A 23,936-nucleotide genomic window follows, 5' to 3' on the forward strand; every position below is an offset into this window, starting at 1 on the left:
AACCATAGAGGCGAAAAGTCAATCGCCGGACCCCACTTTGTGCGAACCTGAATATTGAACGATCCATGCAAAGGAACATAGCGATGAACAAGATAGATGTTGTCCTGCTACCAGCAAACAAGGCCGGGTGCCAGGAGTAGATGCTGACTTTCACCGTGCGCGACATCTTGATCGGGATCGCCGCTATTCCCTTTATTTATTACGCGATCGCGCTTTTTAGCAGCATAAGATTTTTCTTGGGCAGCCGTGCCGCGTCGCCTGTTGGTTTTACTCCGCCGATCAGCAACCTTAAGCCGGTGCGCGGCCTGGATCCAGATGCCTACGAAAACTATGCGAGCTTCTGCCGGCAAGACTACCCGGACTATGAAGTTCTATTCTGTGTCGGCGATACCACCGACCCCGTGTTACCGGTTTTGCAGCGCCTCACGCGAGACTTCCCAGACTGCAAGATCCGGATCGTGATCGGATCGGGCCGCACAGCCACCAACGATAAAGTGGCCAAGCTGGCGCGAATGGTGGATGAGGCCGCGTACGAGCACCTTGTCATCAGCGACAGCGACGTGCGGGTGGAACCGGATTACCTGCGTAGACTTATCGCACCGTTATCCGACCCTAAAGTCGGCGCCGTGACATGCTTCTATGTTCCCACCGAGGAGACCAGCTGGGTGCAGCGGCTTCAGGATGTTGGCATGCTGTCGGACTTCTATCCAGGAATTCTAGTGGCGAAGCAGTTGGATGGAGTTAAATTCGCGTTAGGGCCGACGATCGCGACCACCCGAGCCCGCCTGCATGCATTTGGAGGATACTCCGCAATTGAAAACCAGCCAGCCGACGATCTACTGGTCGGGCGTCTTATTGCGGAGCAGGGATGCGAGGTTGTTCTTCTACCCTATGCCATCACGACCGTTCCCGATTACCAGTCGCTGAGCGAGTTGTTCTACAAGCGCCTACGCTGGATCACAGTGATGCGCCACATGCGCCCATGGGGGCATCTCGGTCTGATCTTTACCTTGGGTCTGCCCTGGGCCCTTATGGCGGTGGCGGTTGATCCAACGCCAGCCATCGCGGTCACCTACCTCGGCGGATATTTTGTGGTCCGCGCAGCATTGACTGCTCTAGTAGGTGGCTGGGGTCTCAAGCAAAAGGGAGTCTGGAAAAAACTCGCGTGGATTCCGGTATGGGATGCTATGGCCAGCCTGATCTGGCTGGCCAGTTTTGCCCGTAGAACGATCCGATGGCGAGGAAGGGATTACCTCATTCGCAATGGTGAGCTCGTACCTCTTTTGCCTGCAGAACCACACGCAAATGCCGGAAGTGAGGTCATTCCATAGAGCAAAGCCCGGTGGGCGCAGGGAGACGCCCACAGGGCGTCACGCCTGCTTCCGGAGTAACCGAAACTCCCTATACCGCTTCTTTCACCAACACCGGCTGGCCTGCAACGTTGCCAGTCCGGCGCTCATTCCTCGCAGCTCGCCAGTTCACCTGCGGCGTGAATAAGGCCGGATCGATACGATCGCGGTACTGCAACGCGATATTGATCAGGGAATCGACCAGCGAATTCGAAAGCAGATGCGGTTCCAGTCCCAGGTCGGCCAGCTTCGAATGCTTGGCATTGTAGTAGTGCGACTCCGCCTCGACACGCGGGTCGGGGAGGTGGTCGATTTCCACTCTCAAGCCCATTTCCTTCGCAACCGACTTCACGGCCTGCGCGAGCTCGAGGACGGAGAATTGTTCGGTGAACTGGTTAAAGACCCGGAATTCTCCACGTTTGGCAGGATTCAGACAGGCAAGCTCAATACATCGCACCGTATCGCGGATATCTAAGAATCCTCGCGTCTGCCCACCCTTGCCGTACACCGTGAGCGGGGAACCGATCGCTGCCTGCGCACAGAAACGGTTCAGCACTGTCCCGAAGACCTCATCGTAGTCAAAGCGATTGATCAACGCCTCGTCCATGAGAACTTCATCGGTAACGGTGCCGTACACCACGCCCTGGTTGAGGTCGGTGGCCCGAAGTCCCCAGACCTTACAGGTGAACATGATGTTGTGGCTGTCGTGGACCTTCGAAAGATGATAGAAAGAGCCGGGTTGCTTGGGGAAGGGAAGCGTGTCCGTACGGCCATTATGTTCAATGGTTAGGTAGCCTTCTTCAATGTCGATATTAGGCGTCCCATACTCACCCATGGTGCCGAGTTTGACGATGTGACAATCGGGATCGATCTCGCGCACCGCGAAGAGCAGGTTCAGCGTCCCCACGACGTTGTTGACCTGAGTAAACACCGCGTGTTTGTGATCAATCATGGAGTACGGCGCGGACCGCTGTTCGGCGAAATGGACCACCGCTTCGGGTTCAAAACTCTTCATTACCGAAGAAATAAAGTCGTATTCGGAGACATCTCCGACGAACAGTTCGATGACCTTCCCGGTCAGTTCGTACCAGGTCTTTAAGCGCTCCGTAAGCGGGCGGATCGGGGTAAGCGTTTGGACTCCAAGCTCGTGGTCCCATTGCCGCCGGGCAAAATTGTCGACGATTGCGACCGTGTGCCCCTTGCTGGAAAGATAGAGCGCGGTGGCCCAGCCACAGTAACCGTCACCACCAAGAACGGCAATTCTCATGCTGCCTCCAATTCATTGTCAAGTGCTTGTATCGACGTACTCTTTCGGTTTTGGGTTGCATCGACTGGCTGGGAGGCAACCCTAAAGATCATTTCTGTAAACTCCAAACCAGCGATGGTTGGAGGCGATTCGTTGACACGGCTAAGGGTAAGGGCTATGGGAAGGAGAAGCGGCTGGCAGTGGATGGTTCGTGAATAAGGTCTTGCCTCCGCTCACGCGGACCGTCGTCAGTCCCTTCGCGCCAACTAGACTCTCTAAGCGGTCTACACCTGCGCCCTTTGTAAATACGTAATAGCGCTCCGGCTTCTGCCAAAGGTCTCGAAACCCATTGTCATCGACAAAGACGTTCGGTGCGCCAGGAGCGTAGGATCCGTAGACCATATTGTTAAACCTCCCGTTCAGCAGGAGAGCGCTTCTATTTGTGTAGAAAAACACCGAAGAATACCAGTAGTAATGATGATCGATGATGAGTCCGCCCTCAGGGGATTGCTTTAGTGTCTGGACCAGGGGCCGTGAAGAAAGATAAGGGTCGAAGGTCACCATTGCAATGCGGGCGGCATGAAAAAACACGACCATAGCGACAGCCACAACAGCGTACGCTCTTTTTCTCTCCCTGAGCAATGTTCCGGCCGATCCGATGAGAAACGCCAACGCGGCCAAAGCCAACGGCAGCCGCAGATAAGCGAACGAGCGAATCGTCAGGTCTTGCATGTGTCCCAGAGAAAGCTTGTAAGCTCCTGGATTGGAGCTCAGCGCCTGGGAGATATCGCCAGGCGTGGGTACATGGCGTACCACGATCAGAATCGCGATTGCGCCAATTGCGGCAACGCTAAAGACGATCGTCAGTAGTCTTGTTCCGCTGCGTGACAGTCTTCCATCCAGAAGCATCCCGGAGCCGATTAGCAACGCGAGCGCCGGATAAATTGGCATCGAGTAATATTCCTGGGTCGTCGAGAAGGTGAAAAACACCATGACAAAACCGATTAGGCAGAGGGCCAGAAGCCTGGTCTTCCCCGCGCGGTCGACCGGTCGGTAAGAGAGTCTAAAAGCCGATGGCAAATAGACACTCCACGGAAAGAGCCACGCCAGGTTGAAGAGCCAAAAGTAAAGCCGGGGTACCGTGTCGTAGTCGCGCGGATAACGAAGATTTAGAAAGCGGAGCAATTGCTCGTTGATAAAGAAGAACCAAAGAAATCCGTGATACTCCCCGGGGGCGCTCTTCATGCTGAGGCTGAAATAGGGCGGATTATGCAGGGTCGCCAGAATGTGCCAAGGAGCGGCAATCAGGAGGATAGTCGCTACGCCAGTGACGGGCCGAAGACGCCTCCAGGTGCGCAAGGAAAAAAGCTGGCGGGTGAACAGGAGATAGAGGGCAGCGGCGCCGATAGGAAAGACGACCCCGATCAAGCTCTTTAGCAGTAAGCCGACCGCCAGGCTGGCGGCCAGTCCAGCCGCCCACAAGCCTGGACGCGGCTCCTCCTCATCGAGAGCTCGAAGCAGCGACCATAGCGCCAGCAGGATCGTCAGCGTGAGCATTGCGTCGGGTAGCAGAATGCGAGTAAAGAGAAAAAGTCCAATACACGTCGATATGCACAAGCCGGCATAAAAGCCGGCGCGGCTCCCGAAGGCCCATGTACCGAAGGCCATCGTCGCCCAGCAAAGCCCAACGGCTGAAAGCGCCACCGGAATACGCGCCGCCCAGTCATGGGCCCCAAAGACCTTGTAAGATACCGCGATCATCCAGTAGAGGAGAGGCGGCTTTTCGAGATAGGGAACTCCGTCGAGCCGGGCGGTGACCCAGTCTCCAGAGGTGAGCATATTCCGGGCGATCTGCGCCTGCACGGCATCAACGTCATCCATCAGCGACGGCGGCGAGAGGATACAGCCGAGATAAACAGTGGCTGCGAAAAGAACGACAATCCAGAAAAACGGGCGAGCTACAGCTCGACCGGCAGCAACTGTCCCGCTGAAACCCGAGACGGCGCTGACTGTATCTTCCATCGTTTCATCCATAAGAACAAAATCATGAGGCCCCACAAGTGATAGCCAATGTTGATGCTCTTGTTCATGTGGAGTTGCGTGTATCTTCTAATCGTATCAAAACAGAATAATCCGCTGTGTTCCGTCTCCGCTGCTGCCAAGGTCTCCATCAACATTGACCGCAGCGGTCCGCGGAACCAGTCATGGGTAGGAATATCGAAGCCGATCTTACTGCGCTGAATCACTGCCGGAGGCAGCTTCGATTGCATCAGCTCTTTGAGGAGAAACTTCTGGCAACTGCCTCGTACTTTGAAGTCCGTTGGCAGAGACGCAGCAAATTCGATGATCCGGTGATCTAAGAATGGAGGTCGAACTTCGACAGCGTGGGCCATGCTCATCCTGTCCGATTTCACCAGGATGTCGTCAGGCAAGTAGTACTCCTGGTCGAACTTCAGATAAGGGGCAATGCCGTCACCGGGCAGACTCCGACCAAGCCGAGCCAACACATCGGCCAAGCCTGGTGGCAGAGGGTCCTTCAACAGGGCTGTCTTTTCGGCCTTGGAAAAGGTGCCATTCCAATACACATGCGCCTGCTCGGGCGACATCAAGCTGCCTTGCAAAAGCCGCTTGAGCTTATACTCGAGACTAATTTTTTCGTTCGAAGCCGGCCAGAGTCGCAGGCCCTGAAGCGCGAGGACGATCGCTTGGCGGGGCAGGTGTTTTACCCGCGCAGCGATCTGGTTGGCGCGGTAGGTCAGGTACCCGCCGAAGACCTCGTCGGCTCCCTCTCCACTGAATGCCACAGTACATCGAGTCTTGCAAAGCTTTGCCAAAAACCAGACCGGAAGCGCCCCCGAATCCGCGCTGGGCTCATCGGAGTAGTAGGTCAATTCTTCGATGCCGCCTTCAAGGTCCTCCTGCGGATTCAAATCCAGCTGCTCATGCTCGGTCCCATAACGCTCTACCATCTGACGGATGTAGGGCGATTCGTCAAAGCTGTGGCCATTGAAGGAGATCGAGAAAGTCCGCAAGCGGGAGCTCGATGCCTGAGCGGCATAGTGCAGGATGGTCGACGAGTCCACGCCGCCGCTGAGCCACACCCCGAGCGGAACATCGGACATCAGGTGTTCGCGCACCGATTGATCGATCAGTCCATCGAGTTTGCGCTTTGCCTCGTCGAGAGAGACCGCTATCGGTGATGCCTCGGGTATCTGCCAATAAGCATGCTTCTTTATCTCACCGTTTCGCCACTCGAGCCAATGTCCCGCTGGCAGTTTATGAATGCCCTCTACCAGCGTCCAAGGACTTGGAACATAGTTCATCGAGAGATAGCAGTCGAGACCTTCCCGGCAGAGATGACGCTCGATTTCAGGATGAACCAGAATTCCCTTGAGCTCCGACGCAAACAAAATGTCGTTACCACGCTCGGCGATATACAGCGGCTTGATTCCCACTCGGTCGCGGGCCAGCACCAGGCGCTGTTCGGAGTTCGTCCAGATCGCAGCCGCGAACATCCCTCGCAGCCGGGCAAAGCAGTCCACATCCCACTCCAGAAAAGCCTGGAGGACGGTTTCCGTATCGCAGTGGGATTGGAACCGATGGCCTAGAGACTCGAGCTCGCGGCGAACCTCCATGTGGTTATAGATCTCGCCGTTAAAGACGATGACTGAATCCCGATCCCCGGAGTAGATGGGCTGGTCTCCCGCAGCGAGATCGATGATCTTGAGACGGGTTGCCCCTAGCGAGCAGCCCAGGGAACGAAAAACTCCCTGTTGGTCGGGTCCGCGATGGAGCAGCGTGTCAGTGGCGGCGCAGATGCGCTCCGGATCGGGGGACCAGTCTTTCGTCGTAAATCCCACTATTCCGCACACGCTCTCTTTGCTTCGCTCCCAATCCAGCCTTCGATTTCAATATGATGCGTTTGACGGGAAAAACATCAGCCGGGTTTCGTGGTCGCAGGCTAAGCGCCTCTGGACCATGCTTGATCCTAGCATCAGCATCCCTATTGCCTCTGCACGGTGAGGATGCAGTATTCGCGACGATACAATCGAAGGATGGGAATTGAAACAAGCACCGCTGGGTGGGACCGTTGACGTCCAGCCGGACCTTCCATCTAAAAACTTATTTGATGATCGCTGTGATGGTGGTGGCTGGACCGCTGGGAAATGTCCTGCTGGCAAAAGGAATGAAGAACAGCGGCAATCTGGTCATTTGGCCGCCCATGGCCCTCTATCATACGGCGCTCAACGTGTTTGCCGCTGGATCGATCTGGCTGGGGGTCGCTTCGCTGATCACTTTCTTTGTGGCATATATGCTGGTGCTCTCCTGGGCGGATTACAGCTTTGTCCAGCCTGCTTCATCGCTCGCCTACGGCGTAGTCGCGCTGCTCGGATATCTCATGCTGGGCGAGCGAGTGTCTCCATTGCGGTGGACCGGGATAGCCGTGATTTGCTTGGGCGTCTTCGTTGTCGGCCGCACTGATCCTCGCACCACGGTGCACCAGACTACGGAGCGGGTGTAGCTTGCGGGACGTGATCTTGTTCACCTTGATTGTCGCTGCCGGTACGGGCGGCGAACTATGCGTCTCGCGTGCGATGAAGGTCGTCGGCGAGGCCAGGAGCTTTCACCCCATCGAAATCGTGAAGGTCATTCTTCGCGCGCTCCGGGTTCCGTGGATGTGGCTGGGAGTTGGCATGATGGCGATCGCTTTCTTTGCCCTGCTCGGCGCCTTGTCCCTTTACAACGTGAGCTTTGTGGTTCCCGTAACCGCATTGAGCTACGTCGCCGGGGCCTTTGGGGGGGTGACTTTCCTGCGCGAACGCGTGAGTGCTCAACGCTGGCTAGGCGTCCTGCTGGTCGCGATCGGGGTCACTCTTGTCTTCCTGGGTAAAAGCTAGCCAGACAAGAACTGGCAAATCCCAAACTTGACTTATCGCGAGTGTTTGTCTGAGCTATTAATGCCGTGTTAGGCTCAAACTGTGCAAATTTCTAGCTGTATTTCGATTTGCTGCCGCGCCTCCCAGGCGCAGGCCTGCTGTTGTTGTTCGCGCTAGATCTTAGCCCTCCTGCTCCACCTAGATAGCCGCCGAGTTGGTCTCCTTTGAGGCGGTTGAGTCCAAGACCCGAATCCAGGATTTAAGATGATTTCCCACTCTCGATCTCATTGCTCTGCTCTCAACTACGCCTACCTTTCCAGCGTTGCTGCGAATTGTTGTAGCCGCTAATCCTCTGCTCATCTTCAATTCCAGTCTTCCAGCAATGCTTCCAGGAGTCCCTGTCATGCGCTATTTGCAATTCTTCCCCCGGATACTGTACCTCGGCAGTCTTGTTGCTGCGCTTACATCGCTTACGCCTGTTGTTGCCGCTCAGGTGGTCGGTGGAACCATCGCGGGCGAAATCGTGGACGCGTCGAATAGTTCGATTGGAAGGGCCGAAGTCGTCATTCGCAACCAGGAGACCGGCACCGAGCGACGGCTGGTGACAGAAGACAGCGGCGCCTTCTCCGCGCCCTCTATTCCGATCGGAGTTTACACAATCCAGGTCTCTCACGACGGCTTTGCCCCGCTCGAACGTACCGGCATTTCGCTCACCGTAGGCCAGAGCATTCACCTCCATTTGGCGCTTTCGCTCGGGGACGTTCAGCAAACCGTCTCGGTGGTCGACACGCCTCAAGTGGTCGACGTCTCGACTCAGCAGTCGCAAGGCCTGGTCGACGAACGGCAAGTCAAGGAACTGCCGCTAAACGGCCGCAGCTTCGACCAGCTGATCCAGTTGAATCCCGCTGCCGTAAACTACACGACCCAGCGCTCTGGCGGCGTCGGCACTTCGAACTCTTCGGTCGGCAACATGTTCTCCGTATCTGGACGCCGGCCGCAAGATAATCTATTCCTTCTGAACGGCATTGAATACACCGGTGCATCGCTGATCAACGTGACTCCTGGAGGCACCAGCGGTCAGCTGCTGGGAGTAGACGCAGTGCGTGAATTTAACGTGCTCAGTGACACTTATGGCGCGAACTATGGCAAACGCAGTGGCGCCCAGATATCGATCGTGACCGCTTCTGGCGGAAACAAACTTCATGGTTCGGTCTATGAGTTTCTCCGCAACAGCGCCCTCGATGCCCGCAACTACTTCGATCAAGCGCAAATTCCTCTCTTTCAACGCAACGACTTCGGCGCAGCCCTGGGCGGTCCTTTGCGCCACGATAAGCTCTTCGCCTTTGGCAACTACGAGGGCTACCGACAGAACCTTGGTCTGAGCGCAGTCAGTTTTGTGCCTGACAATGCTTCCCGGGCCGCTGCCGTTCCTGCGGTTCAACCACTGCTCGCGCTGTGGCCGGTCGCGAACGGCCCGGAGTTGCTGAATCCGAATGGCGGCCCGAGCGGTATTGCGGAAGCATTCTCAAACCCGCCGCAGCATGTTCGCGAGGATTTCGGGACCACGCGGATCGACGCCAATCTCACCCAGAACGATCTACTGTTCGGGGTCTATACGGTCGACGACAGTGATGCAAACACGCCTTCGCAGAACCCTTTTTCAACCATCTATGAAAGTCTCAGTGAGCAGGTCCTTAGCGCTCAGGAGCAGCATGTTTTCTCGCCAAGCCTGCTGAATACGGTGCGCTTCGGCTATTCGCGGGCTGCCTACTACTTCACCGGCGAAGCGCCGGTTTCGGTGCCTGGCTGGGTTGACGACCGGCCAATCGGCGCGGTTGTGATCGCCGGCAGTACGGCGTCGAACGGCGCTTCACAGGTGACCCTCGCGGGGGCCAACACGGGCAGCAACAATCAAGCGGTACGCAATCTGTTCACCGCCGATGAGCACATTTTCTGGACGCATGGCCAGCATCAGATCGAGGCTGGAGTGTGGTTGCAACGATTGCAGTCCAACGATAACCTCGCGCAAAACCAATATGGACAGGCTTCGTTCTCGACACTCGCTAGTTTCCTCCAGGGCAATGTGGCGACCTTCACCGTTGTCCCCGCGCCGACTGAGCTAGGATGGCGCTCTCTCTTCGTCGCAGGATATGTCGAAGACGCGTGGAAGGTGACGCCGCGCCTGGAAGTGCGCGCTGGTTTTCGCTCCGAGTCGACGACCGGTTGGAACGAGGTACAGAATCGAGCTTCGAACTACGGCTTCACTGGCGGAATCATCAATACCAATCCCACCGTGGGTGGATCGGCGCTGTCCGACAATCGCGCCAAGTTTCTGCCGGAGCCCCGCGTGGGTCTCGCCTACGATGTCTTCGGTAATGGCAAGACTGCGCTTCGCGGCAGCTTTGGCGTGCATCGCGCACTCCTCGACGCGCTCGATTACCGGCTCGACCAGACTGCGCCTTTCAACACCACTCTATCGTTCAGCAATACTACAGTGGGCAAGTTACCCGCCCTTGCCGACGGCACGGCCACTGGTAGTGGATTGATTTCGCCAAGCAATGTTCAGCCCGACATCGAGACCCCAACGGTGCTTGCCTGGACGGTAAAACTCGAACAGCAGATTGCCCCTGAAACGTCGCTGACCATCGGTTATGTTGGCTCACACGGCTATCATCAAATTCTCTCCGAAGACCAGAACACACCGGCCACAACCATTTGCCCCGCGGCCTGCCCTTCAGCCTTGCCGCCGGGCACCGTCTTTTACCCCAGCACCACTAAAGCCAATCCCAACCTTGCTAACACCACCTCCTGGGTATCTCAGGGAGTCAGCAATTACAACGCGCTTGAGGTCGATGTGCGCAAGCAGTTGTCGCACGGGTTACAACTACGCGGCGTCTATACCTGGGCAAATAATCTGGATGACGGTTCAGCCTGGAACACCAGCGTTTCGGCGAATACTCCCGCGTTCGTAATGGATCCTGGAAACCCAAAGCTCGATTATGGCCCGGCTGCTACCAATATCCGCCATGCCGCCGCGATCAACGGCACGTGGGATTTGCCCTTTGGCAGGTCCCTGTTTACGAATGCTTCCCCCACTACCCGACTGGTGATCGGCGGTTGGTCGGTGAGCGGAATCGCGACGCTTCAAAGTGGCTTCCCCTTTTCGCCGCAGCTTGGCTATAACCCCACCGGTAATGGAGATACCCGCAATCCCGTCCGGCCGAACATAAATCCCGACTTTCACGGTTCTCTATACGCCAAAAGGGTGAACCAGTGGTTCAACCCGGCGGCCTTTACGGCGCCCTATCCCGGCGCCTTCGGGAACGTGGGCAGGGACTCGCTGACTGGGCCAGGTTTGACGGATCTCGATGTGTCGCTTGCCAAGAATGCCGCTATCCGGGAAGGCTTGCATGCGCAGTTTCGGGCGGAGTTCTTCAACGTGCTCAATCACTCGAACTTCACGACTCCGAATCCAGTCGTGTATAGCTCGGGGCCCACGCCGAAGTCGCCGACTTCCGAAGCGGCGCCGTCGGCCACTGCCGGAGTGATAAGCGCGACCTCGACAACCTCACGCCAGATTCAGTTCGGTTTGAAATTGCTCTTTTGAGGCGCGCATAGCGCAAAACAAATCCGGCAGCCGTCGAATGATCCATCTCCGACTTAAGAGGATATTGACGCAAGCCCAATCAGTGAGCACAGCTACTATCTCATAGGTTCGCCTTGATTTTTGCGTTGGCTAAGGCAAACACAGCAATCATCACAAGGACTAGAAGCACGAAAAAGAGGCACACCAACGATCCATATCTGCCGTCCTTGCGGTCTCTTTCTTCGAGCGCCTGCGAGTACCTTCGCGCAGCCTGGAAGACCGACAGCAGGTCGAGCGGATTAGCGTCTCTCTTGTTACTTGTTCGATACTTTTGCATGCCTCTACCTGGGAGACGCCAGTAATCCAGCCAAACAGGTCCTCTACCGCGCCGTGCGGCCGGCGAGCGAGTCGGCGACGTTCTCTGCGCAAAGCTCATGACTCAGTGTGTCGCTCTCCGGATAAAAGGTGCGTAAAGGGACTGAAAGGCTTTTATCAGGGGCCCGGTCGGCCCCGGTCTTGCGCCTTTAACAACTCGATCGTTCGGCAGGGACACCCGGATGTAGGCTTCCCGTGGGCAGGTGCTGGTCCTGTCAGGTAAGGGAAGGTGGCGCGACGGTGTGCGCGATATTTTGCACGGCCAACCGTGGGTTTAGCGGCCTTTGGAACACTCCAACAGATAGCCGATCAGCTCGTTGATGCGGTAGATGTCCCTGCGGATCTCCTGGTAGTACGCAAATCGTTGCACCTCGCTGAGATCTGACCGGGAAAGAAATTCCGCATTCGCCAGGATGGCGCTCAGTGGCTGGCGAAGATCGTGTGAAATGAATGCGACCATCCTGCCTACGGCAATAAGCGATTCCGGAGCAGGATCATTTCTTGGCACATTTGGAAAGGATCGAGCCGTCAACGAGCCTGTCTTAGTTATAGCGTTCTGCAACATAAAGAGCTCCTTGGAACTCAAACAGAATCCTGGAATTCCGAATTTCCCCTATGGGGCGCTGAGGCGCTCCATAGGTGTTGAGGAGCAATTGATCAGCCAGTTGGGTTTTATTGAAAACAAAGTGTTTCGCGCTGATCGAGGAATGGCGAAGATCACCAATTGGCGAATGCTGTACAAGGTTTTGACTAAACGCGATAACGCCTACCTCAATCCGGTAGGGTCAAGGCGTCAAAATCCGACTGGTCGGTCGAAACTATAGAGCTTTCGGAGTCGGCTTGCCCGTCTACTTGTCAGGAGAGGAATTTACGCCATATTCAAACAAAGTAGCTCTTATCACTGAGTCGAACCGCGGTATCGGATTTGAAACCGCTCGGCAATTAGGCCGACAAGGCGTCGCCGTCATTGTCACCGAAAGAACCAGCAAGAAAGCCGCCGACACCGCCCTCAAGTTGCAGGAAGAAGGCATCCAAGCACCCGGAGTCACGCTCTACATAACCTAGGCCGAAGATCGCGCCGCCGTCGCGTTGCTCGGCGCAGACCGGCCGAGTGGCCGGCTAATTCAAATACCAATCACGAGCTATACCTTGGTAACAGCGAGCCAATCGGGACGCTGGCGCCTCGGGCGTCCCGATCGGCTTGCGAATCTGCGGCCGGTACTGGCTCAGTGACAGGTAAAGCCGTGCTCAACTATGAATACCGAATTAACGGTGCACCCCACCATGGGCGCCGCGGCGGGCAACAGCTTCTTGTAGAATCGGGGGGGCAGATCATGATGATAATACATGCCTAGTCCCGATCGAGCCATCCTCCTCGGCCCGCTCCTTAAGGGCGTATCGCGCTCTTTTTATCTGACGCTGCGCGTGTTGCCTGCTGAGATGCGCGATCCGATCGGCGTCGCCTATTTGCTGGCCCGCGCTGCTGACACCATCGCGGACACATCCCTCATCCCGCCTGGGCAGAGGTTGGAGCTGCTCCTGTCTCTTCGCCGTCAGGTCAACGGCGCTCAAGATGAAGGGGCGTTGCACCGGATAGCGGTGGAAGTTGCAAGTCAGCAAGACCAGTCCGACGAGAGGACCTTACTGAGGTCGCTTGGGGTTGCTCTGAAGCTTCTTGCTCAATTGGGCGAGCCTGATCAGCAGATGGTACGTGATATCGTCACCACCCTCACGAGCGGGATGGAATTCGACCTCCGTAAGTTCCCCGCGGAGTTATCCGGAGATATCGTCGCCCTCCAGGAATTTGCCGAACTTGAACACTATATCTACATGGTCGCTGGATGCGTCGGTGAATTCTGGACGGAGATGACTTATGCGCACATGCCTGGCACGCTTAAAGGCAGCCCTCAGACGATGTTGAATCATGGGGTTCGTTTCGGAAAAGCCTTGCAGATGACCAATGTTCTGCGGGACTGCAGCAAAGATCTTCGGATCGGGCGCTGCTATCTTCCTACCACTGTGCTGGATCGCTTCGGGCTAAACCCCCGGGATCTCCTGCTGTCGGAAGCATCTCGACGCGCACGTCCTGTTCTGTTCGAACTAGTGGAGATAGCCCTTGATTATTTCCGAGACGCAGTTACTTACACATTAGCGATTCCTGCGTTCTCCGTCCGACTGCGGCTGGCGTGTTTGTGGCCGGTCTTCATTGGCTTGGAAACGCTTACCCTGCTGGTGGACAATGACGAGTGGTTAAATCCGGCCAAGCTCTCCAAGATAAGGCGCGTTGACGTTTACCGGATTATGGCTTATTCAATCCCGTTGGTCGGTTCAGACAGGCTGCTCCGTGGACGTGCTGAGGGATTGATCAGAGGTATTGAGACCAAGATCAACCGTCAACATAACGATTGAGGCCATATCGTGGTGCTCCCCGGGTGAGACCGACTGCTTAGAGGATTTGTCTTGCGGCCGTAAGTGGCGTGGCGGGCCTCTTCCGCTTTCAAGCCCTCTCCAAAAACTTTTCAAATCATGAATCTTCGTCGATACATGGCAAATCAGATGTAAGGCCGCATATATATGAGACACCCCATATCGAAATTGCGGTCCATTGAAGGAGAGCAACCATGGCAAAGAAACTCGACGGAAAGATTGCGCTTATCACCGGCGGTTCACGTGGCATCGGCGCGGCTATCGCAAAACGTCTGGCCGGCGACGGCGCACAGGTAGCCATCACCTACGCGAAGGATGCCAACGCGGCTTCCGAAGTCGTTCAAGCCATTGAGCGCGATGGCGGAAAAGCGGTCACGATTCAAGCCGATGCCGCCGACGCGCAGGCAGTCAGCAGCGCAGTCGAAAAGACAGTCGCCACGCTCGGTCGATTGGATGTGCTGGTCAACAATGCCGGCACGGCCATTCCGAAGAGGTTCGAGGAGACCACTCTCGAAGAACTGGATCGAGTAATTGACATCAATGTCCGTGGCGTCTTTGTCGCTACGCAGGTAGCGCTGAAGCACATGAACGATGGCGGCCGCATCATTACGATCGGCTCGTGTGTGGGCGAGCGTGTGTTGACGCCTGGTCTGGTGCCCTATTCGGCTACCAAGGCAGCCGTTAAGCTCTTTACGCAGGCATTGTCGAGAGAGGTTGGCAGCCGAGGCATCACGGTAAACAATGTGCAGCCGGGTCCGATCGACACCGATCTGAACCCCGCGGCGGGCGAATGGGCGATACCTCAGAAAGCTGCGACTGCACTAAACCGCTACGGGCGGGTTGAGGAGGTTGCCGCTTTGGTTGCATTCATCGCCGGTCCGGAGGCGTCGTATATTACCGGGGCGAACCTTACCGTCGACGGCGGCACCAATGCTTAGTGCTTCCTTCGCTGAGCTATAAGAACTTATAACTTGGAGGAAAATATGTTTCGCCTTGATGGAAAGACGGCGCTTGTAACTGGGGCGTCACGCGGAATCGGCCGCGCAGCTGCCTTGGCGCTGGCAGGCGCGGGGGCCCACGTGCTCGTACATTTTGGTAAGTCGCAGGAGGATGCAGAGACTCTGGTAGCGACGATCCGTAAAAATGGCAACACCGCGGATGCGGTCGGAGCCGATCTGGCCGCACCGGAAGCCGCTACAGAACTTGCGACGAAGGTGCGCAGCCTGACCAGCGATCGACTCGATATTCTTGTCGCTAATGCGGGCATCTCGAAGGCTGCCAGATTCGAGGACCACACGGTCGAGGATTTTGATAACTTGTTTGCAACCAACGTGCGTGCGCCATTCTTCTTGCTCCAGCAACTTCTCCCCGCTCTCGGTGCGGGCTCGAGCGTGATCGTCACAACATCCTTGGCCGCGCGGGTATCTCCAGGGCCTCCCGGCCAGCCCGGTGCCCCTGTGCTGCCTGCGTATGCCGCAACGAAGGGGGCGCTTGAGACGCTCGTCAAACATTGGGCTGCCCTGCTGGGGCCGACAGGTGTCCGGGTCAATGCCATCGCCCCGGGAGTTATCGAAACGGATATGTCGAACTTCACCAAGACCGAAGCCGGACGTAATCTAACGCTCAGCTTTCAGTCGCTTAAACGGATTGGTAAGCCAGAGGACGTAGCTGATGTCATCGCGTTTCTCGCATCAGATGGAGCTCGCTGGATCACTGGTGCTAGCATTCCCGTCGACGGCGGCTCCAAGCTCTAGTACTTACGAGCATTCGGGTTGTCCAGCATTGAGGGGCGAATCATGGCGGCTACAAAGCAGGAGAAGAACAAAGCGTTGGTACTCAGAGCGTTCGACACGCTCTTTAATCAGCGAGACTACCAGGCTGCGGAACAGTACTGGTCTCCCAAGTACATTCAGCACAGCGCACACATAGGACCAGGGCGAGAGGGTCTCTTCGATTTGATCAAGAGTATTCCCTCAACCCTAAAATACGAAGCGGGCACGATCGTCGCGGACGGGGATTTTGTGATCGTACATGGTCGCTTCTCGGACTTTGGAGGGCCGCGTAACTGGATCGCTGCCGACATCCTCCGCATTGAAGATGGTATTTTTGTCGAGCATTGGGACGTGATTCAGGACGAAGCGACGGAAGAAGAATCCAAGAGCAAAGCCCCTATGTTCGGAAACAACTTCGCTGCGCAATAAGTGACACAGCTCGAAAGTGAGGTGTAAGTCGCGCCTCGAAAGGTTGTGACTCCTCGTAGCGATAGCTTCGAGCTGCTGCAGCGTATCTTTGTTCTCGAGTAGGTGTTCCGATGACGGTGAATTTACATCAGCCTGCGTCCTGTCAGCACGACTCATACAATGCGTAGCTGGTGATCATTTGGGCATTCTCCCGCAGAAGAGGCTGACTGCGAAAGGTGGGAGTGCCTTGACTAGAACGGCTGAGTTGGAAGAGCGCTTTCATGGCCACGTTCACTCTTCGAACCAGGCGACGGCTGCTTTGTTCGGGCAAAGAGGCAAGCAGGTAACTATGAGGCAAGCGGGTAACTATGAGGCGAGGAGTGGAGTCTCTTCAAATAGGGCTTCAGAACTGACTGCAGCGGATAACGCGGTAACTCCTACGGATAAGGCACCCGCAATCTGCTCTTCTATAGCGAACAAGGGCTGTGACTCTGACTCGATCTCGAGACGCCTGGCCCATAGCACCAATCCGCCGGAATCGACGATGCTGGCCGTGATCCGAATGTGACTCCCGGCCGCCCTAACGCTTCCCTGAAATGCAATCTGCGCGCCCACCTTGGACATCATTCCCACTAAGTCATTTTTATGAAGAGTGCAATACGCTTTCGAAAAAGGAGCCAAAACTCTGCAACCGTCGGTCCGCGTGAGTTGGTACGCAAGTTCATCCGGTATTGCGCGCGTATAGGCTAAAGAGATTGGGTTTCGCGATATGTCAGTGAACGGTAAGATTGCGATCGTAACCGGAGATGCCTTTGTCACGGACAATGCATACTTTGCCTCTACCTGGAGTTGAGGTCCGGCCATGGCTTTTCGGCACTGGAAGATAGGTATGTAGCTCCCGGGTCGCAAATAGATGTAGATCTGGTCATCTTTGCCTTCCCCTTCGTAATAATCCTTTAGCTTACTTCGCAGCCGGCGGGCCTCAGTCCGGACAATCGAGTTCTCGCTCGGGTGGTACGGGGGTCTGCGGTCATAGACCTCGGATCCAATTACATACTCTTTCAGAAGATGCTGATGGCCCTCTATAGCATGCTCAACAATAAATCGGAGAAATCGGCTCAGCCGTTCAGATTGTACAAACACTCTGCTCTCGAGCATGCGGTCGAGTTGTTGTCGAATCATGAGTCCTGAAGTTCCTACACCATCGAACCTATCCAAAGCTGGCAATCTATAGGACGTATCTCGTTCGCAACCGACGCCCGGCGATCGGGAATCTGGGTCAGAGAGCTTTGCGACTCGCAGCGGACCTGCTCTTTCAGGAGCCCGAGAGGGTGGGTTTATAGAGCAACTGCAGCTTAAATGCTGGTCTTCCATAAATTCCTGTCGTTTCCGTTTTCCGGCCGGAGAGACGATCATCGCAGCCTCCTTCCCAGGTTTGGCGGAGACGACCGCATTCCTGGTCCTTATTGAATCGCCAACGAGGCAAAGGTAGTTGACCCGCAATCCGCTTAGTCGCTGCCGCGCGGTGGTGGCCGCTCATTCATCTTCTTTGAGTGGGACGCCAAGTTTGCGATTTTCGGGATTTCTGCACGGTAATGGATCACTGATATGCCGCCTAGAGGATTAGAACGTGATTGTGGAAGATTTTGCAGGCGTTATCCAGACCATTTAGGATGGCGTCGCGGTCACTCTTTTGGGTGGCTACAAGGCAACGTTATCGGCGCTCGAGGAAGGTGCGGAATGTGAAACGCCGGTCGTTATAGGTGTGCGGTTTAGGTAGGGCAGTTTTGATGATGGAGAAGATGGCAATATCGGCAATGGTCAAAACCCTCACCGCAGATAGGGCCTGAGATGGGTCGTCCGCTGAGGTAGATACCTTTGTTCAAGGAGGCTTGGTGTGAGTGGCGCCATCAGCACTCTGTGTTTTACTTCAAACGTACCTAATGTTTTTCGGCTGCATCAGGACATCCAAAATTCCAATGACACCAGCAGCTTTCCTATCTCCTCCAATGCAAGTTTCAAATAGGCACGACGAAACGCGAAGGAAAGGACTGGGCAGGCAGAAGCTTCGCCTGCCCAATCGAACACTTTCGCAGAAGCATCAGCGATTCCCGCCAGCGACCTTCAGCGCCTCGCCCGTCACCCAGTGCGAGTCATCCGAAGCGAGGAACACCGCAACGGCGCCATAATCCTCCGGAGCGCCCACCCGGCCAAGCGGAGTTTCCGCCTTGATCTTTTCGTAGAATTCTCCCTCATGCATCCCGACGGTCTTTATACCTTCTGTCATGACCAGGCCCGGATTGATCGAGTTCACCCGGACCCCACGAGGCCCCAACTCACGAGCCAGCACGCCGGTGATCGTGTCCACCGCACCCTTGGTCGCCGTGTAGATCGAGCTGTACGGCGGGTGGATATGGCTTACCACCGAACCTATGTTGATGATGCTGCCACCGGCTTCGCCGAAGTGCTTCACCGCCTCCTGCGTCGTCCGCAGCAGGCCGCGAACGTTGGTGTTGAACATCCAGTCGAAGTCCTCGTCGGAGAACTGCTCGATTGGCGCAAATTTATACACGCCTGCATTATTCACCAGCACGTTTACCTTGCCCAGAGCCTTTTCAGTCTCAGCAAAGATGCGTTCGACATCTCCGTTTTGAGCAACACTGCCGTGCACGGCAAAAGCCCTGCCGCCAGCCTGCTTGATCTTTTCTACGACTCGCTCGGCGCCCGCCTTGTCCGAAGCGTAGTTCACTGCGACGGCCGCGCCGGCCGCGCCCAGCGATTCCGCAATGGCTGCCCCTATGCCCTTCGACGCGCCGGTCACGAGGGCGACTTTTCCAGTTAGCTTACCCATATCGTTCACCTCTTAAGTTTATTGTTAAGCAATATTCGTACGGTATGACTTGTGTTCCCAATGAGTGATACATATCATATCGTATCGTTACGTTTGTTTTGATACGTCCTGTATCATTAAAGATTCAAGAGTTTGTTGGAGGTAATGGGAGTGGAAAGCGATCAAACCGAACCGCGCGCTGCCGGTGGAGGTCGACCCCGAAGTCCGCGTATTCACAAGGCCATTTTAAAGGCGGCGGTGGACCTTGTCCTGGAGCGCGGTTTCAGGGCGATCAGCATGGACGATATTGCCACCAGGGCAGAGGTTGGGCGCATGACAATCTACCGCCGGTGGTGCAACAAGGCAGCGATCATCATGGATGCGTTCGTGGCCCGTGTCGACCCCGGTACTCTCTTCGTTCCTGCCCGGAGTTACACCGAGAGCATTCGCCTGCAGATGCGTTCAATGGCCCGGCTCTTCCGGGGCAAGGATGGAGCCCTCATCCGTACTCTTCTGGCTGAGGCACAATTCGATGCCAGGCTTGCCATTGAACTCCGCGACAGGTGGACAATGCCGAGACGAAAGATGGCGGTCGCATATTTCGAGCAAGGAATCGCAGGTGGGTTTCTTCGGGCGGATGTGGACCCGAACGCCATGATCGATATTCTGTACGCCCCTCTCTACTATCGTCTTCAAATGGGCACCGGCCCTTTATCGGACGCTTATGTCGATGAGGTTTTCGACCACGCCATGAAAGGGCTGGGGCGAGGATGAGCGACGCTGGCCGATAGCATTGATCTCTTTAGGCAATGGGAGTCATTGAGGATCCTGCCATCCGTCACAAGAGAACTGATAACGGCAGTTGCCGCCATTGAAACGATCACGCCGAAAGGTAGGAAAAAGCGAGGGACCTCATCGAAAACTTCCATATCACCCAGCTTTTTGGAAGGCTCGTGAGCTTGGACTTCCAACAACATCGCGCAGTGACTTCCCCTCGTTTTTGCAAAGCTGCTAATCTATTGGCAACACTCACGTGGAGGGATGTGTGAGCGGTTGAAACAGGCGGTCTTGAAAACCGCTTTACCTTAACAGGTAACGGGGGTTCGAATCCCTCTCCCTCCGCCGTTTAATATGTCAATGTTTGGGTTTGCGCGAACATTGATCGCTTTTGTTTCGCTCTCGACGTGTCTGCTTTAGTTGACAATAAGGATCGATAGGGAGCAAGGCCCCAACCCGTGACCGACGCCTCTTCCGGGTCACTCGCTGGTCTTCAAACTCGAACTGTGGCTCCCGTTCTCCGACTCAAGAACAATCGAGAGCACGTCTACACTCTCCCGCGCCATCGCCACAACTCGCAATGACCGAAAGCCCGATAAGGCAAACAAGGGCAAGAAGAGAGAGCAAGTCCGACATTTCCACGCCGCCTCTGCTTCTTCTCGGCAGCGCCCATTCCGGTCAATCCTGCGTCACCCGATCTGCTGCACCCATTGGCTGCGCCACGATGGAGCCTCAAAAGGATCCGCGAAATATTGTGTCTCGTGCACGACCTTGGAGTCGCGGAATTCCATAATACTTACTGTATATACCGGCCGGCCCTGGTAGGTGATTGTGTATTCCGTGATCCAGAGATCACCTCGTCCGAGAATTCGCTTGACGTTGAAGCCCGACGGCTTGCCTGGATGATGGCTCCGTAAGGCCTGCAAATTCTTGCGCCCGAAGATTCGTTCGCCTGATTGGGGATAATCGCAGATAGCATCATCCTCGTAAATCTCATGTTCCGCGTTTACATCGCCGGCTGCTGACGCCTGCCAGTGCGCGTCCAGGGCCTCAAGTATCTGTTCCTCTGGCATTGGGCTCTCCAAGTGCGGTTTGATAGTCGTCTACCTTGCGTAAGAACAATATCCGGACTTCCGGCGCGATCTAATTCGATCACCCAACAGCCTCTTGCTCTCGCTCCGCCATTCATCAAAGGTCATTCAGTGGATCGGCGATGTCACTCGCAGTCTTTTCGGCCGCGGAGTTCTCTCACATAGGTTCCAGTGTGATAGGTCGCTGAACTCCATGGCACTTCCAAAACAAAGCGCGAAGATTCGGAGCAACCACTGAAATCAATCGTAAACTCGGCGCCGGAGGAACCACTTGTTGGAATATCTCCCAGTGCGATCGGGTAAGTACCCGGCGCGTGAATGACTGGCGAGCAGCGTCGCCCTTCCGTCTGCCGAAGCTCGAAGGCGTTTAGAAGGGTTGCGTAGGCAGGCCCAACGTCACCATTCGCTGCGGTCAGCGTCAATGCAATCTGATCCGGCCCAATCCTTCTCGTCGTGCTCGTGAACTTCAAACCGTAGCCAGGCAGCCTGGTTGGATCGACAATACCCCAGTAGGCGGGCTTAGCATGCAGCTGCATGTTGAAGGGCAGCGGATAGTCGGTGCGCACTACCGGGAAGCTATCCAGCCAGGTATCGTCGTCCGCCATCCCCCAGAAGGTCACGGCGCTGATCTTCCCCTTGAGGTGCCGGAATGCGTCAAAGTATTTCTTGTAGAGCCAGCCTTGCTCGGCCAGGATTGACGCCGGTACATTATTGCCGTAGTTCGAGCTGTCGTCTCCGCCATTGTAGACACTTAGGTCCAACTCGGTAATCTGTTGTTCCAGATCCGGGAGTTCAGCGTGCACCGTGTCGATAGCATGGACCATCGACTCAGTAGTCGGATAGTTAATCTGATTGTGCATCTCATGACCAATGGCATTGACCGGAACGCCTCGATCGCGTAGCTCATGTAACACCTTTACCAGGCACGCCAGCTTAGCTGGGTCGGTGGTGCTGTACTCGTTGATAAACAGCTTTGTACCTGCCGGTGCATATTCCTTGGCCGCCTTGAAAGCGATATCGATATAGCTCGGACCCAGGACTTGATAGAACGGGCCGTGCTGGAGACAATCCGGTTGCGTCGGATCGATCGGCTCGTTGACTACGTCCCACGCGTACACCTTGGAGCCAAAGTGCTGGACTTCGTTCTGAATGTGCTCTTGAATATTGGCGGTCACAACTGCTTGATTTGCGGGTGAGTTGGTCCCATCTCCGGTTGCATAGGCTGGAACCTGCTCGCCGGTTGCCCACACCAGGTTCTGTCCGCGTACTTTCATCTCGGCACAGACTGCCTCACCAACCTCGGCATCACCGTTTTCGTATGTGAAAGTTCCTTTGGTAGCCTCCACGGAACTCCACTTCAAGTCATTTCCCGGAGTCATGCTGTCGAAGTGCTTCATCAGTAACTGCGCATGCGGCCCGGAGAGGTCGGTCGTATCGACCTCCGCGCCTATCGGAAAGAAATCGGCGAAGGTCTTATAGATTGAGGGAATGTTTTTCTGAATGGTCGGCGGCGGAACATAGGTGAGCTGGAAGTCGTCGATGTAAAACGACGCGAGGTCACTTCCCGATGCTGGTACTGTCTGAAAATACAAATATGCGGCGCCCGGGTCGAAGCTGTTCGACATGTTATATCCGGTGACGCTAATCTGGTGCCATTTTCCGTCTGCCGGGACAGTTACCCCGGGGTAGCCCGTCACGCTCGAATAAGTTGTGTTGCCGTTGAGCGTGGTCTGAAGGCTCAAATTGATCACGTGGCTTGAGCCGTCGGTGGGTTGCATCAACACCGACGCACTGATGTTGTACTCGGAACCGTTGTACATCTTGTCATTGACGCTGATCTGCGGTCCATCGTAGTTCGCGATTCTGCCGGTAGTCAGCAGGCTGAGTGGATCGCCGTTCGGATCAAGGACGGGTGGAGCGGTATTGGTTAAAGTGGAACTCCCGGTACGCGAACTCCAGCCGTCGAGGTCTCCATCCGCAAAGGTAGTGGTGATGCCGCTGTTGTCTTGTTGACTGGGGCTGAGTGGCGCAGGCGACAGCTCTCCAATCGTGACGTCGCTGATATAGAACGAATCGGTCGCGCTGCTGGACTGGATATATAAAGTAAGACTGCTGGGTGGTCCCGGGAGATTGCTGTAGCTGAATGTCCCCTGCACTTTGGTCCAGGTTGTAGTGGAAAGGGCTGCTGAGGTTGCAACCGTACCGTAAGCTCCAGAGCTTGCGCAGTCCGCCGTCTTGGTCGAGATCGTCGCCGTCGGGTTACTGCTATCTGTAGCGGCGAGCAAGACATAAGCGGAGATCTGGTACGTCGCGCCCGCCACTACGTTGTTCACACCAAGCAGATTGAGGCTCGGGCCCATATAACCGGCCGTGCGGTTGGTGACGAGGAGACTATGCGTGTCGCCATTCGGATCGGGTAAAGGCGGGGCGGTATTGGTCAGAGTTGCCGATCCGAATGGCGTCCATCCATCCAGACCTCCATCGGCGAAGGTATAGGCGGCAATTGGCGTGCCGCCCGGAGGGGGCGCAGTCTCAGTAATGACCACGTCGTCCAGGAAAAGTGATTGCGCACTCGTAGCACCTACTAACTGCGCGTAAAGAGTTAACCCGGTTTCTGTCGTGCTGGCGGTATAGGTTCCGCCGATCTGTACCCATCCAGAGTCTGAAACGGGGACCTGGTAGCTTCCTATTGTGTCGTAGCAGGTCCCGCCTGAGCAACTGGGATCGCTTCGCTTCATGGTAAAGTCTACGTTGCCTGCGCTTTCGCCGCTGGTGAGTTCGACATAGCCCGTGATCGTGTACTTCGCTCCGGGTAACAAGACACTGTTCAGCGAAATCGAAGGCCCACCCGCGCCACTCGAACTCGTGGTAGTGAGCAAACTGTGGGAGCCGGAGTAGGCAGCGGCGGTTGTAGCGATAGGAGTAGTTGCACCGTTGAAAGAACTCCAACCATCGGCAGTTCCGTCTTCGAAGCTGTAAGTTGCAACTGTTTGAGCCCGCAATGGAACGGTGGCCATTAGCGTCAAAACGAAGGCAAAGGCGGCAACAATTGCTATCCGGATTGGCTGTTGGCTTGCCGTGCAGATTCTCGATAGACGAAACATTGCGGGTTTCCTTTGGATTCAGAATGGCGCGCCCAGGCAAGCAACATTTCCCGTTGCTGCCAGTGATCTTCGTTCGACAGCAGTAAGACGATTT

General features: G+C 55.8%; 20 protein-coding genes and 1 tRNA gene. 12 read left to right on the forward strand and 9 right to left on the reverse strand.

Annotated elements, in window-relative coordinates; translation table 11 throughout:
- Positions 1-140 precede the first annotated feature (140 nt).
- Positions 141-1,331, forward strand: a complete 1,191-nt coding sequence (locus ACPOL_RS18070; protein ID WP_114208295.1) for a glycosyltransferase — start codon at positions 141-143, stop codon at positions 1,329-1,331.
- 70 nt (positions 1,332-1,401) lie between these two features.
- On the opposite strand, the gene ACPOL_RS18075 is transcribed toward ACPOL_RS18070, so the two are convergent.
- From ACPOL_RS18075 to asnB, 3 genes are all read right to left on the reverse strand, one after another.
- A complete protein-coding gene (locus ACPOL_RS18075) occupies positions 1,402-2,616 on the reverse strand; it encodes an NAD-dependent epimerase/dehydratase family protein (RefSeq protein WP_114208296.1) in 1,215 nt (404 codons plus the stop codon).
- 141 nt (positions 2,617-2,757) lie between these two features.
- Positions 2,758-4,617 (reverse strand): ArnT family glycosyltransferase, encoded by a 1,860-nt coding sequence (locus ACPOL_RS18080; protein ID WP_236656860.1) that lies wholly within the window; start codon positions 4,615-4,617, stop codon positions 2,758-2,760.
- Positions 4,554-6,467: an asparagine synthase (glutamine-hydrolyzing) gene (gene asnB / locus ACPOL_RS18085; RefSeq protein WP_114208297.1), complete on the reverse strand. Its 1,914-nt coding sequence runs from the start codon at positions 6,465-6,467 to the stop codon at positions 4,554-4,556. The genes ACPOL_RS18080 and asnB overlap by 64 nt, the downstream gene beginning before the upstream one ends.
- 218 nt (positions 6,468-6,685) lie before the next feature.
- Here asnB and ACPOL_RS18090 point away from each other — a divergent pair, with 218 nt between their 5' ends.
- From ACPOL_RS18090 to ACPOL_RS18100, 3 genes are all read left to right on the forward strand, one after another.
- Entirely contained in the window at positions 6,686-7,117 is a 432-nt protein-coding gene (locus ACPOL_RS18090) for a hypothetical protein (protein ID WP_114208298.1), read from the forward strand.
- 1 nt (position 7,118) lies between these two features.
- Positions 7,119-7,493 (forward strand): EamA family transporter, encoded by a 375-nt coding sequence (locus tag ACPOL_RS18095; RefSeq protein ID WP_114208299.1) that lies wholly within the window; start codon positions 7,119-7,121, stop codon positions 7,491-7,493.
- 382 nt (positions 7,494-7,875) lie between these two features.
- The gene (locus ACPOL_RS18100) at positions 7,876-11,079 is read left to right on the forward strand and encodes a TonB-dependent receptor (protein ID WP_114208300.1); all 3,204 of its coding nucleotides are present in this window, start codon (positions 7,876-7,878) and stop codon (positions 11,077-11,079) included.
- Positions 11,080-11,179: 100 nt separating this feature from the next.
- On the opposite strand, the gene ACPOL_RS18105 is transcribed toward ACPOL_RS18100, so the two are convergent.
- Positions 11,180-11,395, reverse strand: a complete 216-nt coding sequence (locus tag ACPOL_RS18105) for a hypothetical protein (RefSeq protein WP_114208301.1) — start codon at positions 11,393-11,395, stop codon at positions 11,180-11,182.
- Positions 11,396-11,707: 312 nt separating this feature from the next.
- Positions 11,708-11,893, reverse strand: a complete 186-nt coding sequence (locus tag ACPOL_RS34910; RefSeq protein WP_236656861.1) for a histidine kinase dimerization/phospho-acceptor domain-containing protein — start codon at positions 11,891-11,893, stop codon at positions 11,708-11,710.
- On the opposite strand from ACPOL_RS34910, the gene ACPOL_RS34915 reads away from it, so the two are divergent.
- The 6 genes from ACPOL_RS34915 to ACPOL_RS18140 all read left to right on the forward strand — a co-directional run bounded on the left by ACPOL_RS34915 (position 11,880) and on the right by ACPOL_RS18140 (position 16,061).
- Positions 11,880-12,257, forward strand: a complete 378-nt coding sequence (locus ACPOL_RS34915; protein WP_236656862.1) for a hypothetical protein — start codon at positions 11,880-11,882, stop codon at positions 12,255-12,257. The two genes, ACPOL_RS34910 and ACPOL_RS34915, sit on opposite strands and share 14 nt — an antisense overlap.
- 16 nt (positions 12,258-12,273) lie before the next feature.
- Positions 12,274-12,498, forward strand: coding sequence for an SDR family NAD(P)-dependent oxidoreductase (locus tag ACPOL_RS18120; protein WP_161557428.1), 225 nt, complete (start codon positions 12,274-12,276; stop codon positions 12,496-12,498).
- Positions 12,499-12,780: 282 nt separating this feature from the next.
- Positions 12,781-13,842 (forward strand): phytoene/squalene synthase family protein, encoded by a 1,062-nt coding sequence (locus ACPOL_RS18125; RefSeq protein WP_114208305.1) that lies wholly within the window; start codon positions 12,781-12,783, stop codon positions 13,840-13,842.
- Between the two features lie 212 nt (positions 13,843-14,054).
- On the forward strand, positions 14,055-14,798 hold the full coding sequence (locus ACPOL_RS18130) for a 3-oxoacyl-ACP reductase family protein (RefSeq protein WP_114208306.1): 744 nt from the start codon (positions 14,055-14,057) through the stop codon (positions 14,796-14,798).
- A gap of 45 nt (positions 14,799-14,843) precedes the next feature.
- A complete protein-coding gene (locus ACPOL_RS18135) occupies positions 14,844-15,614 on the forward strand; it encodes an SDR family NAD(P)-dependent oxidoreductase (protein ID WP_114208307.1) in 771 nt (256 codons plus the stop codon).
- Positions 15,615-15,656: 42 nt separating this feature from the next.
- Positions 15,657-16,061 carry a nuclear transport factor 2 family protein gene (locus tag ACPOL_RS18140; protein ID WP_114208308.1) on the forward strand — a complete coding sequence of 135 codons (405 nt, stop codon included), beginning with the start codon at positions 15,657-15,659 and terminating at the stop codon, positions 16,059-16,061.
- Positions 16,062-16,406: 345 nt separating this feature from the next.
- On the opposite strand, the gene ACPOL_RS18145 is transcribed toward ACPOL_RS18140, so the two are convergent.
- Together ACPOL_RS18145 and ACPOL_RS18150 are read right to left on the reverse strand one after the other, a co-directional pair.
- Complete coding sequence (locus ACPOL_RS18145) at positions 16,407-17,222, reverse strand: hypothetical protein (RefSeq protein ID WP_114208309.1); 816 nt, start codon at positions 17,220-17,222, stop codon at positions 16,407-16,409.
- 919 nt (positions 17,223-18,141) lie between these two features.
- A complete protein-coding gene (locus tag ACPOL_RS18150) occupies positions 18,142-18,891 on the reverse strand; it encodes an SDR family NAD(P)-dependent oxidoreductase (protein ID WP_114208310.1) in 750 nt (249 codons plus the stop codon).
- 150 nt (positions 18,892-19,041) lie between these two features.
- Here ACPOL_RS18150 and ACPOL_RS18155 point away from each other — a divergent pair, with 150 nt between their 5' ends.
- The gene (locus tag ACPOL_RS18155) at positions 19,042-19,644 is read left to right on the forward strand and encodes a TetR/AcrR family transcriptional regulator (RefSeq protein ID WP_161557429.1); all 603 of its coding nucleotides are present in this window, start codon (positions 19,042-19,044) and stop codon (positions 19,642-19,644) included.
- 261 nt (positions 19,645-19,905) lie between these two features.
- Positions 19,906-19,992: transfer RNA gene (locus ACPOL_RS18160), tRNA-Ser, on the forward strand.
- A 344-nt stretch (positions 19,993-20,336) separates the two neighbouring features.
- On the opposite strand, the gene ACPOL_RS18165 is transcribed toward ACPOL_RS18160, so the two are convergent.
- Positions 20,337-20,720: a nuclear transport factor 2 family protein gene (locus ACPOL_RS18165; protein ID WP_114208312.1), complete on the reverse strand. Its 384-nt coding sequence runs from the start codon at positions 20,718-20,720 to the stop codon at positions 20,337-20,339.
- 143 nt (positions 20,721-20,863) lie between these two features.
- The gene (locus tag ACPOL_RS18170) at positions 20,864-23,842 is read right to left on the reverse strand and encodes an endo-1,4-beta-xylanase (RefSeq protein WP_114208313.1); all 2,979 of its coding nucleotides are present in this window, start codon (positions 23,840-23,842) and stop codon (positions 20,864-20,866) included.
- Between the last annotated feature and the right edge of the window lie 94 nt (positions 23,843-23,936).

The organism is Acidisarcina polymorpha (assembly GCF_003330725.1).
Classification (GTDB): Bacteria; Acidobacteriota; Terriglobia; order Terriglobales; family Acidobacteriaceae; genus Acidisarcina; species Acidisarcina polymorpha.

Bases quoted from the DNA above. Each gene is read 5' to 3' on its own strand.
- ACPOL_RS18070 (WP_114208295.1), top strand. From the start codon at position 141: ATGCTGACTTTCACCGTGCGCGACATCTTGATCGGGATCGCCGCTATT.
- ACPOL_RS18075 (WP_114208296.1), bottom strand. From the start codon at position 2,616: ATGAGAATTGCCGTTCTTGGTGGTGACGGTTACTGTGGCTGGGCCACC.
- ACPOL_RS18080 (WP_236656860.1), bottom strand. From the start codon at position 4,617: ATGGAAGATACAGTCAGCGCCGTCTCGGGTTTCAGCGGGACAGTTGCT.
- ACPOL_RS18100 (WP_114208300.1), top strand. From the start codon at position 7,876: ATGCGCTATTTGCAATTCTTCCCCCGGATACTGTACCTCGGCAGTCTT.
- ACPOL_RS18105 (WP_114208301.1), bottom strand. From the start codon at position 11,395: ATGCAAAAGTATCGAACAAGTAACAAGAGAGACGCTAATCCGCTCGAC.
- ACPOL_RS34915 (WP_236656862.1), top strand. From the start codon at position 11,880: ATGAATGCGACCATCCTGCCTACGGCAATAAGCGATTCCGGAGCAGGA.
- ACPOL_RS34910 (WP_236656861.1), bottom strand. From the start codon at position 11,893: ATGGTCGCATTCATTTCACACGATCTTCGCCAGCCACTGAGCGCCATC.
- ACPOL_RS18125 (WP_114208305.1), top strand. From the start codon at position 12,781: ATGCCTAGTCCCGATCGAGCCATCCTCCTCGGCCCGCTCCTTAAGGGC.
- ACPOL_RS18130 (WP_114208306.1), top strand. From the start codon at position 14,055: ATGGCAAAGAAACTCGACGGAAAGATTGCGCTTATCACCGGCGGTTCA.
- ACPOL_RS18135 (WP_114208307.1), top strand. From the start codon at position 14,844: ATGTTTCGCCTTGATGGAAAGACGGCGCTTGTAACTGGGGCGTCACGC.
- ACPOL_RS18140 (WP_114208308.1), top strand. From the start codon at position 15,657: ATGGCGGCTACAAAGCAGGAGAAGAACAAAGCGTTGGTACTCAGAGCG.
- ACPOL_RS18145 (WP_114208309.1), bottom strand. From the start codon at position 17,222: ATGATTCGACAACAACTCGACCGCATGCTCGAGAGCAGAGTGTTTGTA.
- ACPOL_RS18150 (WP_114208310.1), bottom strand. From the start codon at position 18,891: ATGGGTAAGCTAACTGGAAAAGTCGCCCTCGTGACCGGCGCGTCGAAG.
- ACPOL_RS18165 (WP_114208312.1), bottom strand. From the start codon at position 20,720: ATGCCAGAGGAACAGATACTTGAGGCCCTGGACGCGCACTGGCAGGCG.
- ACPOL_RS18170 (WP_114208313.1), bottom strand. From the start codon at position 23,842: ATGTTTCGTCTATCGAGAATCTGCACGGCAAGCCAACAGCCAATCCGG.